The 14,324-nt window shown below is 74.6% G+C and carries 10 protein-coding genes; 1 reads left to right on the top strand and 9 read right to left on the bottom strand.

Features of this window, described 5'->3' with window-relative positions; genetic code table 11:
• Nucleotides 1-63 precede the first annotated feature (63 nt).
• From ACYVK7_RS16060 to ACYVK7_RS16050, 3 genes are all read right to left on the bottom strand, one after another.
• A complete protein-coding gene (locus ACYVK7_RS16060; RefSeq protein ID WP_460888725.1) occupies nucleotides 64-471 on the bottom strand; it encodes a hypothetical protein in 408 nt (135 codons plus the stop codon).
• 156 nt (nucleotides 472-627) lie between these two features.
• Nucleotides 628-2,475 carry a GTP-binding protein gene (locus ACYVK7_RS16055; RefSeq protein WP_460888724.1) on the bottom strand — a complete coding sequence of 616 codons (1,848 nt, stop codon included), beginning with the start codon at nucleotides 2,473-2,475 and terminating at the stop codon, nucleotides 628-630.
• 143 nt (nucleotides 2,476-2,618) lie between these two features.
• Entirely contained in the window at nucleotides 2,619-3,605 is a 987-nt protein-coding gene (locus ACYVK7_RS16050; protein WP_460888723.1) for an EamA family transporter, read from the bottom strand.
• Nucleotides 3,606-3,686: 81 nt separating this feature from the next.
• On the opposite strand from ACYVK7_RS16050, the gene ACYVK7_RS16045 reads away from it, so the two are divergent.
• Entirely contained in the window at nucleotides 3,687-4,577 is an 891-nt protein-coding gene (locus tag ACYVK7_RS16045; RefSeq protein WP_460888722.1) for a LysR family transcriptional regulator, read from the top strand.
• A 12-nt stretch (nucleotides 4,578-4,589) separates the two neighbouring features.
• On the opposite strand, the gene ACYVK7_RS16040 is transcribed toward ACYVK7_RS16045, so the two are convergent.
• The 6 genes from ACYVK7_RS16040 to ACYVK7_RS16015 all read right to left on the bottom strand — a co-directional run bounded on the left by ACYVK7_RS16040 (nucleotide 4,590) and on the right by ACYVK7_RS16015 (nucleotide 14,279).
• Nucleotides 4,590-5,516, bottom strand: coding sequence for an OmpA family protein (locus ACYVK7_RS16040; protein ID WP_460888721.1), 927 nt, complete (start codon nucleotides 5,514-5,516; stop codon nucleotides 4,590-4,592).
• Nucleotides 5,513-8,038, bottom strand: coding sequence for an Hsp70 family protein (locus tag ACYVK7_RS16035; protein WP_460888720.1), 2,526 nt, complete (start codon nucleotides 8,036-8,038; stop codon nucleotides 5,513-5,515). The genes ACYVK7_RS16040 and ACYVK7_RS16035 overlap by 4 nt, the downstream gene beginning before the upstream one ends.
• A gap of 2 nt (nucleotides 8,039-8,040) precedes the next feature.
• Nucleotides 8,041-8,598 carry a hypothetical protein gene (locus ACYVK7_RS16030; RefSeq protein ID WP_460888719.1) on the bottom strand — a complete coding sequence of 186 codons (558 nt, stop codon included), beginning with the start codon at nucleotides 8,596-8,598 and terminating at the stop codon, nucleotides 8,041-8,043.
• 59 nt (nucleotides 8,599-8,657) lie between these two features.
• Complete coding sequence (locus ACYVK7_RS16025; protein ID WP_460888718.1) at nucleotides 8,658-9,968, bottom strand: serine/threonine-protein kinase; 1,311 nt, start codon at nucleotides 9,966-9,968, stop codon at nucleotides 8,658-8,660.
• Nucleotides 9,965-10,846, bottom strand: coding sequence for a serine/threonine-protein kinase (locus ACYVK7_RS16020; RefSeq protein ID WP_460888717.1), 882 nt, complete (start codon nucleotides 10,844-10,846; stop codon nucleotides 9,965-9,967). Before ACYVK7_RS16020 ends, ACYVK7_RS16025 begins: the two co-directional genes overlap by 4 nt.
• Nucleotides 10,847-10,943: 97 nt before the next feature.
• The gene (locus ACYVK7_RS16015; protein WP_460888716.1) at nucleotides 10,944-14,279 is read right to left on the bottom strand and encodes a bifunctional [glutamine synthetase] adenylyltransferase/[glutamine synthetase]-adenylyl-L-tyrosine phosphorylase; all 3,336 of its coding nucleotides are present in this window, start codon (nucleotides 14,277-14,279) and stop codon (nucleotides 10,944-10,946) included.
• Nucleotides 14,280-14,324 lie beyond the last annotated feature (45 nt).

Here is a 14,324-nt window from a genome sequence, read left to right as displayed (position 1 = left end):
GTCGCACTTCCATCCTGCCGCCAGGCCTACCCCTTCCTCACACCCGACCCCGCGTCACCAACGTCATGACCCGCAACAGCTAGCAGTCCCTCTCATCACGTTGACGACGGCGAACGTCCAGAGCCCGGTCAGCGCTGCTGCGCCGAGGGCCGCCGGGACGGTCGCCGCGAACCGGTGGATCGGCCGTCCGCCGACGAGCGGCAGCCAGCCCGGCAGCACCTCGCCCCACCGTTGGACCATGCCGAGGGACAGCAGCGCGAGCAGCTCGGCGAAGACCGACAGCCCGACGATCTGCACGCGTTCGGAGAACGGCAGCACGATGGCGGTGTTGACGACCGGGAGCCCCACCACCAGGGCGATCCGCCACAAGCCGGACGGAAGCGTGATCAGGGCGAGGACGTGGGCCAGACGGCGTGCGCCGGAAGTGGCTCCCGGCGCGGGCCGGAGCAGTGATTCGGTCGGAGCGCTCATGCAGTCGATCGTCGCGGGGACGGCGCCCCGTCGGATCCCCCGCGCACGTGAGGTCTGCTCCCCCGCACGGGTGAACCCGAACACGGCCGCGGTTCACCACAGCAGTTGCTGCCATGCGACAGGCGCCCATGGCAGCAACTGCTGTGGTGAACGGAGTCAGTGCGACGGCGGGCTCCGCACCGGCTCGAACCGGTCGTGCTCCGTCTGGCACACGCCCTCCCCGTGGGTCAGCCCCGGTAGGTCCCGCTGCAGGGCGGCGACACTCCCCGCAGGGATCTCGCCTCGCACGACGGCGATGCCGACGCCGGCGACACCCGACTCCATCGGCACGCCACCGAGCCGACCCACCAACGAGGTCACTGGACCGACGGTGTCGTCGGGCAGCTCGATCACGAACCGGTGGACCGGCTCGCACACCACGGTGCCCGCACGGCGGACGGCGGCGGCGAGCACCCGCGGCGTCAGCCCGCGGAAGTCGGCTCCGGTGCTGGACATCGCCTTGTTGAACTTCTGGTGCATGTGGCTCTGCCGCGGCGAGTAGCCCGAGTGGGTCATGACCACCCGGGCGTCCGGGACCGGCCACCGCAGCGGCCCGCGCGCCAGCTCGCGACGAGCCGTGTCCTCGGTGGCGTCGAAGAAGGCGGGCGGCATGGACCCGCGTTCGCACTCGAGGTCGAACGTCACGCCCGAGCCGACCGGCGCGGGCTCCACCCGCAGCCCGATCGTGGCGAGGAACTCGTTGCCGTCCTGCTTCTTCACCTCCAGCGCGTGCCCCGTACCGACCAGACGCTCCGTCCGGGCGGTGCGGACCTCCCCGAACCGCGCCACGACGCCGTACTCCCGCTGCAGGACGGCGGCCAGCACCTCCCGCTGAACCTCGCCGTACAGCGAGACGGTCATCTCCTCGTCGCGGCGCCGGACCCGGATCAGCGGGTCCTGCTCGGCCAGCTCGGTGAGCGCCGCGTACAGCCGCCCGCGGTCTGCCGGGGCCACGTCGACCACCGTCTCGTACGACGGCGGCGGGAACTGGCTCGCCCGCTCGTCCCCGGGCAGCACCGGCCCGACGACGTCGCCGACCCGCGCCGTGGTCAGCCCCTGCACGACGGCGATCTGGCCGGCCTCCGCCGTCGGGCGGGCTTCCAGCGACCCGTGGTGCGCGACGCGCAACCCCGTGACCCGCTCACCCCGGCCATGCCCCAGGTCGGTCCGGTCACGGACGCGCAGGGTGCCCGACCGCATTCTGACGAAGGTCCGCTTCCGGCCTCCTTCCCGGTCGATCGCGAAGACGACCCCGGACGGCGCCGCGTCCTCCGCACCGGCACCGGCAGCCGCGCTCCCACCGGCACCGGCACCGGCCGAGGGGAGGTACGTCCCCAGCGCCGTAGCCAGCTCGGGCACACCGGCCCCCGTCACGGCCGACCCGAACAGCACGGGATGCGCGCTCCCGCGCCGTGACTCGTCCGCGAGCCAGGCGTGCACACCGTCGTCGGGAAGCGGCACGACCCGGGCCGACGGCGTTCCGGCGCCCAGCACCCGCTGCACCGGCAGCACGTCGGGGCTGAGGCGGCGCGCGACGGCGTCGGCCACCTCCTGCGGGCGCGCCCCGCGGCGGTCGATCTTGTTCACGAACACGATCACCGGGAGCCGCAGCCGCTGCAGGGCGCGCATCAGCACGAGGGTCTGCGCCTGCACGCCCTCGACGGCGGACAGCACCACGACGGCGCCGTCGAGCACGGCGAGGCTGCGGTCCACCTCCGCGATGAAGTCGGGGTGGCCGGGTGTGTCCAGCACATTGACGGTGACGTCGCCGGCAGGGAACGACGCGACGGACGCGCGGATGGTGATGCCACGCTCGCGCTCCAGCGCGAGCGTGTCGGTGGTGGTGTCGCCGCCGTCCACGGTGCCGGGGCGGTCGATCACGCCCGCGTGGTGCAGCAGGCGTTCGGTCAGGCTGGTCTTACCGGCGTCGACATGGGCGACGATCCCGAGGTTGAGGTACGACAAAGGCTGTCACGTCCGAGGTGCGGTGGGTCAGGGCACGGGGCGTGACAGCTGTCATCGGTGTTCCAATCTCTCGGGTGGTGCACCCACCATGCTCCGACGGGCACGAGCAGAGCAACGGTTTTTCGGGCCGAGGACGACGATGCTCAGCGGGCGACCTCCCCGACCGACGACGGCGTCGCGACCCGGCGGCCCGGTGGCGGGAGCTGCCCGGCGAGCACCGCGGCGAGCGCCAGCACGAGGCCGACCACCTGGACGGGTGTCAGGGTCTCGCCAAGCATGCCGACGCCGATGCCCGCGGCGACCAAGGGTGCGAGCGGGCCGAGGAACGCCACGGACGTGACGGGCAGGCGCCCGATGCCCCGGAACCAGAGCACGTACGCGACCAGGCCGCCGACGAGGCCGAGCCAGAGGTAGCCGAGGGCGGCCCTGCCGTCGACGGCGGGCGGCGCGCCCTCGGTGAGGAGGGTGACCGGGAGCAGGAAGAGCCCGCCTGCGGTCAGCTGCCAGCCGGCGGACGCGATCGGGCCGACGCCGTCGGGCCGGCCCCAGCGCTTGGTCAGGGCGACGCCGAGCGCCATGGACACGGCACCGCCGAGCCCGGCGGCGACGCCGACGGCGTCGAGCCGGGCCTCCGGGCCGAGCACGACGAGGCCGACGCCCACGACGCCGGCCCCGCCCCAGAGCAGCTTGTGCACGGACAGCGGTTCGCCCAGCACCGGCAGCGCGAGGAGGGCCACGACGACGGGCGTGATCGCGCCGAAGGTGGCCGCCACGCCGCCCGGCAGCCGTTCGGCGGTGAGGAAGAGCAAGGGGAAGAAGAGGCCGATGTTGAGGATGCCGAGCACCGCGCTCTTCCACCACCACGAGCCACGGGGCAGTGCCCTGGTCGGCGCCGTCCCGCCGTTCGGGGCCCTGACCAGCCGGGTGACCGTGCCGAGCAGTGCGCCGATGGCGATGGCGACGAGGCCGGCGGGCAGTGCGCGGACGAGACCGGCGAAGAGCGGGTATCCCGCGGGGAGCATCTCGGTGGTGACGAAGTACGTGGTGCCCCAGACCATCGGGACGAGTGCGGTCACCGCGGTGAGTGCCACCGTGCGGCCCCGTCCCGGCAGGAGCGTGGTGGTGGTCATGACGCCCAGTGTCCGGGGGTGTCCGGTCATGAGTCCAACACATCCTTTTCATGTGATCGATCGTGCTGGACGATTGATCTCATGGAGCTGCAGCAGATGCGGTACGTCGTGGCGGTCGCTGAGACGGCGAACTTCACGAGGGCGGCCGAGCGCTGCCACGTGGTCCAGTCCGCGCTGAGCCACCAGATCAAGCGGCTCGAGCACGAGCTCGGTACCCGGCTCTTCGCCCGCACCAGCCGCCAGGTGCGCCTGACGCCGGCGGGCGAGGCCTTTCTCCCTGCCGCCCGGCAGGCCCTCGAGGCCGCCGAGCGCGCGGCGGCCGACGCGGCGGCGACGGTCGGCGAGGTGCGTGGGCGGCTGAGCGTCGGCGTCATCCCGACGGTCGCTGCCGTCGACGTGCTGACCGCCCTCCGCGACCTGCGCAACCGCTACCCGCAGGTGCGCGTCTCGCTGCGCACGGGGCCGAGCGACGAGCTGACGTCGGACGTGGCGGGCGGGCGGCTCGACGTGGCGTTCCTGGGCCTGCCGAGCAGCGCACGACCCACGGGCGTGTGCTGGCACGAGCTGGCCCGCGACCGTCTGGTCGCCGTGCTCGCGCCGGAGCATCCCCTGGCCGGTGCCGAGGTGCTGAACCTCGCTGATCTCGCGGGCGAGCCGTTCGTCGACTTCCCGTACGGGTCCGCAGGGCGCGCCCAGACCGATCAGGCCTTCGCTCGGTCAGGGCTCAGCAGGGACGTGGCCTTCGAGGTCACCGACGCGCACCTCATGGCGCAGGTGATCGGCCACGGGCTCGCGATCGGCTTTCTGCCCGCCGCGTACCTCCTGCGCGCGCCGGAGCTCGCCGGGCTGGCCGTCGTCACCGTGACGGACGCCCCGAGCCGCGTCGAGTACGTCGTCTGGGGCAAGCCGGGCCCCACGCCCGCGACCCGCGCGTTCCTGACGGCGATCGGGCTGTCGCCGTCGCCCGGGTGACCCCTGTGGCGCCTACGGCACCACCTCGACGGACACCGTCACCGTCTGGTTCCTGGCCCGGTTGGTCTCGTCCGTGTTGGGGTACGGCGGGTCGACGTCGCCCGCGCTGGCCACGTCCACCGCGCTGAGCGGGATCCCGCTGCCCGACGAGATCGCCTGGGCCGCCGCGAGCGCCCGGGCCAGTCCCACCTCGGCGTTGTCGGCGTAGGGCCCGCCGGGGACCGGGGCGGTGTCGCTGGTGTGGCCCACCACCGTCACCGCTGTGTCCGGGACGCCGCCGATCCGCTCGGCGAGGCCCGCCAGGGCGTCGGCGCCGCTGTCCGAGGTCCGGGCGCCGCCGGCTTGGAACACGGGGCCCTCGAACGTCACGAGGACCGACCGCGAGGTGAGGGTGGTGGCCCAGCGCGGGTCCTCCAGCGCGTCCCGCACGCCCCGGAGGGTCGCCGCGTCGGACGTCGTCCCGCTCTGCGGTGCGGCGACCGGTCCTGAGCCCGCCGATGGGTCCGCCGGCTGGGCCGCCGCCCCCAGCTCACCGATCTCCCGCCGTAGCCGGTCGAGCTCCTGGGCCACCGCCGGATCCGTCCGGTCGTCCGGTCCTGGCGCCCAGGCCCAGCCGGCGACGGCTCCCCCGCCGACGAGCAGCAGGCAGGCCGCCGCCGCGCCGACCGCCGCACCCCCGCGGGAGCGTCTACCGGCCCAGGTCTCCCGGATCCGGCGGCGCCCCTCACGTGCCCCGGCGTGCTCGGGGTCGAGCTGCTCGACGCGCGCCCAGCACGCGTCGGCCTGGCCGAGGTCACCGCGCTGCGCGTGCACGCGGGCCAGGAGGTCGAGGGCCTCGACGTCATCGCTGTCCGGGCCGGTGGCGTCGTCGAGCACGCGCCGTGCCGCGTCGTACCGGCCGGCGCGGGCGTGCAGCGCGGCCTCGGCGACGGCGCTCACCGCGCCCCTCCGTTACCCAGCAGGCCCTCACCGAGCAGCGACGTCGGCTTGGGTGGCACGCCGGGGCGGCCGAGGAACCGGCCGAGCCTGTTGTTGACGCCGGTGAGCCGGTTCAGGTCCCCGACGGCGACCGCGGCGCGGCCGTCGGCGAGGAGCTGCTGCACCTCCCTGCGCGGATCACCGTCCAGCTCGCTCTCCAGACCTGCGAACCGGATCAGGGGCAGCTGGCCGCTGTCCTGGAACACGCGGATGGCGATACCCCGGACCTCGGCCGTGCGGCGTTCGATCACCGTCCGGTTGCCGTCCGCGATGGCCTCGTCGAGCTCGGCCTCCGCACGGCGCAGGTCGGTGGCGTAACGGCCGCCGCCCGCGTCCTGCACCACCTCGCGCGCGACGCCCTGCGCCTCGCGTCCCTCCTCGACGACCCGTGGCAGCTCCAGCAGCTCGTCCACCTCGTCGAGCGTGGAGTCGGCGTCGAGGAACCGTGCCTGGCAGGTCGCCACGGCGTCCGGGTCGGTCTCGGACTGCCGCAGCAGCCGGTCGATCTCCTCGATGATCCCGTCCGCGTCCATCCGGTCCAGCCGGGCCAGCGCCTCGGTGGCGGTGATCCGGTCGGCCTGGCCGCGCAGGTCGTGGTATCGGCCGTCGAGAGCGGCTCTGGAGGCACGCAGGTCGTCGAGACCTGGCAGCACGGGCCGCGCGAGGTCCACGTCGATCGAGAACTCGGCGTCGAGGAACGGCACGTATGCCTCGGCACTGATCCCGCCGCTGGTGTCGACCCGCACGACCACCTCGACCTCCGTGTCGACGGGCAGGTCCCTGGTGATGTCGTCCGAGCGGACGTCGAGCCGGCCCACCACCGTGTTGCGGTCGGCGCGCGCGTGCTCGCCCTGCAGGATCGGGATCCGCACCAGCCCGTCGCCCGACGCCTTGGTCACGGCCTGCGTGGTCCGCAGCCCGCGGATCTCCCCCTTGCCGGGCAGCTCGGTGTTGCGCTGGACGAGCGGCGCCACCGTGTTGTCCACCAGGCCGACGCCGAGGGAGTGGCTCATCGTCGGCGCGCCACCCATCCCACCGCGCTTGCGCTGGTAGGTCAGGCCGGGCTGGTCCGTCTCCAGCTCCGTGCCCGACGGGTCGTGCACCGACACGGTGAACGAGTGGGTGGCGAACTCCTCGGCGCGCAGCCGCACGGAGAACGACCCGTCCGCGCGGAGCGCCACGGCTCCGGTCGTCCAGGGCGGCAGCGTGGTCGTGTTGCGGACCTCGACCGTGCCGCCCGTCCAGTCGTCGACGCCGTCCGCCACCACCCGTCCCCCGAGCAGCGGGTCGGGGTCGAGGCCCGCGGCCACGTACTCGAGGTTCAGCCGCACGCGGCCCGGCACGAGCGGAGTGGTCGCCCGCACCACCGAGGGGATGCGCTGGGTCCCCGCGAAGACGGCCGCGCCGCGCGCCACCACCGTCATCGGGTCCAGGCCGTGGTCGAGCGGGATGCCGAGGCCGTCGGCCGGGTCGGCCAGCATCTCGCGCACCAGCGCGAGCTGGGACGAGCCGCCGACGAGCAGGACCCGCTCGAACGCCTCGGGCCGGACCCCGCTCTCGGCCAGCGACTGGCGGCACAGCCGGATCGAGCTCGCCACCAGCGGCCGTGCGATGCGATCCAGGTCCTCCCGCGTCAGCACGCAGCCGAGCTCGACCTCACGGCCCTCGTCGATCCTGATGATCTCCGTGACCTCGACGGTGTCCTGCTGGGCCAGCTCGATCTTCGCGGTCTCGGCGAGGCCCTTGAGCTGCGCGAGCACCCCGCGGTGCCGGCTGTGGTCGGCCGTGATGCCGCTCAGCCCGTGGTCCTCCTGCAACCGGGGCAGCAGCACGTCCTCCACGACCGCCCAGTCGATCCGCTTGCCGCCCAGCGAGTTGTCGCCCGCGTGGTTGACGACCATGAACTCGCCGTCCTCGATCTTCACCACCGCGGCGTCGAAGGTGCCGCCGCCGAAGTCGTAGACGAGCCAGAACCCCCGCTCGGGTACCTCGACATCCGCCGTGTACGCCCAGACCGCCGCGGCAGGCTCCTGCAGCAGGGGCGCCGCCCGGAGCCCCGCGAGCTCGGCGGCCCTGCTCGTGGCAGCCGTCTGGTCAGCGGTGAACGCGGCGGGGACCGTGATCACCGCCGTCTCGACCGGTTCACCCGTGCGCCGCCGCACGTCGCCACGCAGGGACTTGAGCACCTCCGCCGACATCTCCTCCGGCGACATGGTGCGGCCCGACGCCTCGAACAGCTTGTCCTGGTCACGCCGACCCATCCGGAGCTTGAACTCCGCGCACGCGTTGTCCGGGTCGGCCACCACACGAGTGGCCGCCTTGAGCCCGACCAGCACGCTCCCCGAGGGGCTCACGTGCACCGCCGACGGCGTGAACTCCAGGTTCTGGGTGTTCCGGACCACCTCGGCGCTCGCGCCCTTCGCCAGGGCGACGGCGCTGTTCGTGGTGCCCAGGTCGATCCCGATGTGAATGGTGTCGCGCATCGTCATGCCTCCGTCTTCTCCGGTACCGCCACGATCACTTCGCCCATCTGGATGACCCGCCCCGCACGGCGCACCGACGGCCGGATGGTCTCGACGACGGTCTCCTCGACGACGTCCGGGTCGTCCTGGTAGGCCAGCACGTGCAGGTCCATGCCGACGTCGAACCGCAGCCCGTCGTGGCTCTTGATCTCGATGCCCGCACCGGCCAGGCGGTCCGTCGCGGCGCCGAGGTAACGGTTCGCCCAGCGCACGGCGCGCGGCGCATCCTGCTCGGCCGCCGGTCCGTCCACCCTGTTGCGGGCCCGCCAGATCTCGGTCACGAGCTGCGCCACCACGTCGTCGGGCAGGTCTCCCGCCAGGTCCCCGGGCGACAGGGACGGCTGCGGTGGGAACGCTGGTGGGGCCGGCTCGGGGGCCGACGGCGGCGCGTCGTGCGCCGGTCCAGGGACGCCGGGGACGACGACCGGCGCGGCGATCCGGAACTCCGCCGGGAACCGGCGCTGCCGGGACCAGGCCAACAGGCTCGAGGCGCCCTCCCGGCGCCGTGGTGCGGCGTTCACCCATCCACTCCTCTCAGTTTCGTGTGTGCCGGTACGGGGAACCCCGGTTCGCGGGGGCCTCATCGGAGGTACTGGAAGAACGCGATGACGCGGACGGCGAGGCCTACCGCCACGAACCCACCGAGGACGGCACCCACGACCGGCCAGACCGGCCCGATGTCGGGCAGGTTCAGGAGCCACCACGAGACCCACGCGCCGACCGCGAAGAAGATCACGAGGGGCAGGCAGCCGACACTGACCTGGTTGCCCGCCACCACCGGCTGGCCCGCCATCGCTCCGCGACGCTGTGCCGCGGACCCACGCCACGCGGGTGCGGGTTCTCGCGCACCGCTGCTGACGGCCGCCGCCAGCTCGTCGAGGTCGGCGAGGTTCTTGTCCACGAGGTCAGTCACGGACGGTGACCACGCGAGCTCGCGAGCCCTGCGGAGCAGCGCCAGGGCTGATGCGGTGGGCGGGGGTCCCGCGACGCCCTCGAGGTACTCGTTGACGTACCCGACCACCCGGTTGTTGACGACGTGCGCCACCTCGTCCCGGCAGGCACCCGCGAGATCGTCGTCGGCGCCCAGCACCGTCGAGAGGGTGGTCAGGGCCGCCGCCGTCCCGTCGAGCAGGTCCCGCGCCGCCGAGAGCCCGACGGCGGAGTCGGCGGCCCGCGCCGTCTCGCACGCCGCCCGGACCCGACCGGCGGAGGGCTCGACGGCCGCCCGCGCCACCTCACGCACCTGCCTGGGGTCGAACCCGGCCCGACGGAGCGCCCCCAGGTGCTGGTCCGCCTGCTCCCGGGAGACGCCGGCGGCCCGCACCGCCAGCCCGACGGACACCCCGATGACGTGCTCGGGCAGCCGCTCACGCAGGGCCCGGAGCACGGCCACCGACAGGCGCGGGTCGTCGATCTCCGCCGCGCGGCGGCGTACCCACTCCCACGTCTCCTCGGCGGTGAACGCCTGCGCCAGCAGACGCAGTCCCGACCTCCAGTCGTCCCAGGTGCCCGCGTCGGCCACCGTGCCGTCGGGGTCCGTCGCCTCCAGCGCCCGGCAGTGCGCGAAGACCGCGTGCTCGTGCCAGCTCGCCTGGTCCGGCCGCAGCCAGAACAGCTCGTGCACGAGCCGGGACAGGGGGTCGCGGAGCACCTCGAACGCCGCGCGCAGCGCGTCGGCGTCGTCCGACGGCGGCAGCGGCACGTCGGTGTCGGGCACCGGTGTCACGTAGTACGGGTTCTGGGTCTCCTCCCGGTGCCTGCGCACCCGGCGGGGCGACACGTCGGTGGGCAGCCCCGTGACCCGGAACGCGTTGTTCCGGTAGAGGCCGTGTCCTTCGAGCGGGCGAAGCACCCGGTCGAGGTCACGGGCGACGTCCGAGCTGATGCTCATCGGCCGGCTCCTTCCGCCGGCGGACCGGCATGGTGGTGCGCCCGCCAGGGCGCGAGCTCGCGGCCCAGCTCGCCGGCGTCGGCGGGCCGGCCGGGCAGGTCGGGTGCGAGGGCGCGCAGGACGACCTGCGCCAGCTCGTGGTCGACCTCCCGGTTGAGGTCGTGCGGGGAGATCGGTGGTTCCCGGTGCTGAGCGCCGAAGACCGTGAACGGCACGTCCGGGTACGGCAGCAGGTTGGTCAGCAGCAGGTAGGCGACGGTCCCCACGGCGTACACGTCTCCGGCCGGCGAGGCACCCTGGCCGTACCGGAGCGCCTCGGGCGCGAGGAACGCGAGGGTGCCCTCCGACCTCGTCAGGCCCGTGCCGGCGTCGGCGCGCCGGGCGAGCCCGAAGTCGCCGACCCGTACCCGGAGCCGCCCCTGGTCGAACCCGACGAGCACGTTCCAGGGCGTCACGTCACGGTGGACGATCGGCGGGTCGGCCCGGTGGGCGACGGCGAGCCCCGCGCAGAGCTGCGCGAGGATCTCGACGGCGTCGCCCACCGGGATGCCGTCCGGGTGCGACCGCCGGAAGTCGTCGAGGTTCCCGGCCGCCACGTACTCCATGGTGAAGAACCCACGGTCGCCCGCCGGCGTCGCGACGGTGCCCGCGTCGAAGACCCGCACCACGTTCGGGTGGCCGATCCTCGAGAGCAGCACCGCCTCACCGAGCATCCGTCGCGTCTGCGCCAGCGTGCCGACCTGCTTCAGGACCTTCATGGCCTGGCGGCCCAGGAACCGGTGACGCACCCGGTACACCTCGGAGTAGGCGCCCTCGCCGAGGTAGCGCTCGACCTCGTACGTGTCGCCGATGCGGCGGCCCTCGGTGAGCAAGCGCACTGATGTTCCCCCTCCGCGACGGTGTTCGGCGGAAGGTTGGCACGCACGGTCCGGGACCCCTCCCGGCCGACGGCGATGGCGCGGCTACGCGGTCAGCTCACTCGGCGCCGTAGAACACCCGCTCCATCACGGCGCGTGCCCGCCGGGCGAGCCGCAGGTACAGCTCCTCGAGCTCCGGCCCCGTGCCGACGTCCCCGAGCAGGCGCGCGATCCCTGTCAGGGCGTGGCTGTCGTGCGGCAGCATGTCCACGCCGGAACCCGTGGTGCGGCCCGACCACAGCACGATCGCCGAACGGAGCCGCGACGCCAGCCGCCAGGCCTCCAGGAGCACCTCGGCGTCGTCGTCGGTCAGGAGGCCCGCCTCGCGTGCCGCCTTCAGCGCGGCGACGGTGCCCGTGGTCCGCAGGCCCGGTACCTCGAACGCGTGCTGCAGCTGCAGCAGCTGGACGGTCCACTCGACGTCGGACACACCGCCCCGCCCCAGCTTGAGGTGGCGGGCCGGGTCCGCGCCGCGGGGCAGCCGCTCCGACTCCACGCGCGCCTTGATGCGCCGCACCTCGCGCAGGACCGCCGCGTCGGGCCCGCCCTCCGGGTAGCGCAGCGGGTCGATGAGTGCCGTGAACCGCGCCCCCAGCGACGCCCCGCCCTCGGCCCCCGGCCCCAGGTCGAGCTCGCGGCCGGGGTCGGGCATGCCGCCGGCGGCCGCTGCCGCCGCCCCGCCTCCGGACAGCGAGGCCGCCACCGCGCCCTCCCCCGGGCCGCCCGCGGCGACGACGCTCAGCGTGCCGGAGAGCGCCCGTGCCCGCAGGAGCGCCTGCGCCTCCCAGGGCGACGACCAGCGGCCGTAGTACTTCACGTAGGACTCGAAGGACCTCACCAGCGGCCCGTTGCGACCTTCCGGCCGCAGGTCGGCGTCCACGGGCAGGCCCGGCTCGGACCCGACGGCGGAGAGGATGCGGCGCAGGCCCTTCGCGACGGCCAGGGCGTAGTCGTTGGCCTCCTTGTCCGCCGCGCCGCCCACCGCCTCGTACACGAACATGACGTCGGCGTCCGATCCGTACCCCATCTCCTGACCGCCGAGGCGGCCCAGCGCCACGATGAGCAGCCGGGCGGGCTCGTCCCCGCGCGCGACCCCGCGCTCGGCACGCGCCTCGTGCTCCGCGATCCGCAGCCCGCCGGCCAGGACCACGTCGGCGGCGTCCGAGATGGCCTTCGCGGCATCCACCGGACCGAGGGCGCCCAGCACCTCGGCGACGCCGGTACGCGCCAGCTCACGCCGCCGCAGCGCCCGGAGCGCGACCGTGGCGCTGTCCACCTCCTGCGCCCGCCCGAGCAGCGCGTCGGCCTCCGCCGCCAGGCGCCGCACCCCGCGGGGGGCGAGCGAGTCGGACTCCGCGAGCCAGCGCACCGACTCCGGGGACCGGCCGATCGCGTCCGCGAGGTAGCGCGACGAGGAGAGCACCTGGGCCAGCCGCGACGCCGCCTCGGCCGAGTCGCGCAGCAGCCGGAGATACCAGTGGGTGGAACCGAGGGTGTCCGACAGCTTGCGGAAGGCCAGCAGCCCCTCGTCCGGGTCGGCGCCGTCGGCGAACCAGCCGAGCAGCACCGGCAGCAGCTGACGCTGGATGGCCGCACGCCGGGAGACGCCGTCGGTCAGAGCCTGGACGTGCCGCATGGCGCCGGCCGGGTCCCGGTAGCCGATCGCGGCGAACCGGGCCATCGCCGCACGTGGCGCGAGGGACGCCTCGCCCCGCGAGAGCTGTGCCGTCGCCGGCAGGAGCGGCCGGTAGTAGACGGCCTCGTGCAGGTCGCGCACCTCGCGGCGCACCGACCGCCAGGTCTTGACGAGGTCGTCCGCGCCGCCCTGGCCCAGCCCGCGGGCGAGCCGCCGCAGGTCGGCCTCCGCGGTCGGCATGAGGTGGGTGCGGCGCAGCCGGAAGAGCTGGATCCGGTGTTCCAGGGCCCGCAGGAACCGGTAGCACTCCCCCATCCGGCGGGCGTGCTCCCGCCCGACGTAGCCGCCCTTGGACAGGGCGGCTAGCGCGTCGAGCGTGGTCAGCGACCGGATGTCGTCGTCCGCGCGCCCGTGCACGAGCTGCAGCAGCTGCACGGTGAACTCGACGTCGCGCAGCCCGCCCTTGCCGAGCTTGACCTGCCGGTCTGCCTCGGCCACCGGCACGTTGTCCTCCACGCGCTTGCGCATCGCGCGAGCGTCCTCGACGAAGTTGGGCCGTTCGACGGCCTGCCACACCAGCGGCCCGACGGCGGCCACGTACTCGTCCCCGAGCGCGAGGTCGCCCGCGACGGGGCGGGCCTTGAGCAGCGCCTGGAACTCCCACGTCACGGCCCACCGCTCGTAGTACGCGACGTGGCTGGCCAGCGTGCGCACGAGCGGCCCCTGCTTGCCCTCCGGCCGGAGCGCCGCGTCGACCTGCCACAGCGCCGGCTCAGCGGACGCGCCGGAGCACACCTGCGCGAGCCGGCCCGCGAGCCGCGTGGCGACCCGCAGGGCGTGGTCCTCGTCGCACGCCGGGGTGCCGTCGGGCAGCAGGCCGGGCTCGGCGACGTAGATCACGTCGACGTCGGAGATGTAGTTCAGCTCCCGGCCGCCGGTCTTGCCCATGCCGAGCACGGCGAGACGCACCCCGACCGCATGGTCCTCCTCCTCCGACCGCGCGACGGCCAGCGCACCCTCCAGCGCCGCCGCCGCCAGGTCCGCGAGCGCCGCGGCGACGGCCGGCAGCACGACCGTCGGGTCGGGCGCGGTCACGTCGGTGGCGGCGATCCGCAGCAGCCGGGCCCGGTAGGCGCGACGCAGCCGGTCGGTGTAGGACGGCGTGCCGCCCTCGGCCGCCCCTGCCCGGTCGGCGGGCACGTGGGTGCCGGCGACCGGTTCGTGGGCCTCCGGGTCTGCGTCGACGGCGCGCAGCAGCTCGGCCCGGACGGCCGCCGCGGGCACGCCGGTGCCCGGGGTGCGGTCGCAGATGAGGTCGAGCAGGGCGGGGCGGCGCACCAGCTCGTCGCCGAGGGCGGAGGACGAGCCGAGCACGCGCAGCAGCCGGTCGCGTGCGGACGGGCGGGGCCGGTCGTCGTCCTCGTCGCCGCGGGGCTCGGCGGGCTCGCCGTCCGGGACGGCGAGGACCGGGCGGAGCCGGTCCGGGGCGGCGGCGGCGAGGCGGACCAGCTGCAGCAGCGCGAGGTCGGGGTCCGCGACGGCGGTGAGCGAGCGCAGCAGGGCGGCGTCGGCGGGTTCGAGGGTGACCGCACCACGGTGGGGTCCCGGCGCGCGGCCCGCGCCCCGGGCGCTCTTCGGCCGGGGGTCCAGGACCGCCGTCAGGTCGGGGTCCTGCCACAGCGCGGCCGACCGGGTGAGGTCGGCGAAACCAGCCCGGATCAGGAGGGTCGTCAGGGTCTCGGGTCGGCGGCTCTGCACCCCCTGACCCTACGACGGGCGGCGCGGGCGCAGCACCCCCTCCGC

It is taken from the genome of Promicromonospora xylanilytica (genome assembly GCF_054782895.1).
Note: the sequence above shows the minus strand (reverse complement) of the source record. Positions and strands in the feature narration are given on the sequence as shown.

Coding starts and splice junctions, on each gene's coding strand:
- ACYVK7_RS16060 (WP_460888725.1), bottom strand. CDS start 471: ATGAGCGCTCCGACCGAATCACTGCTCCGGCCCGCGCCGGGAGCCACT.
- ACYVK7_RS16035 (WP_460888720.1), bottom strand. CDS start 8,038: ATGCGCGACACCATTCACATCGGGATCGACCTGGGCACCACGAACAGC.
- ACYVK7_RS16050 (WP_460888723.1), bottom strand. CDS start 3,605: ATGACCACCACCACGCTCCTGCCGGGACGGGGCCGCACGGTGGCACTC.
- ACYVK7_RS16025 (WP_460888718.1), bottom strand. CDS start 9,968: ATGAGCATCAGCTCGGACGTCGCCCGTGACCTCGACCGGGTGCTTCGC.
- ACYVK7_RS16045 (WP_460888722.1), top strand. CDS start 3,687: ATGGAGCTGCAGCAGATGCGGTACGTCGTGGCGGTCGCTGAGACGGCG.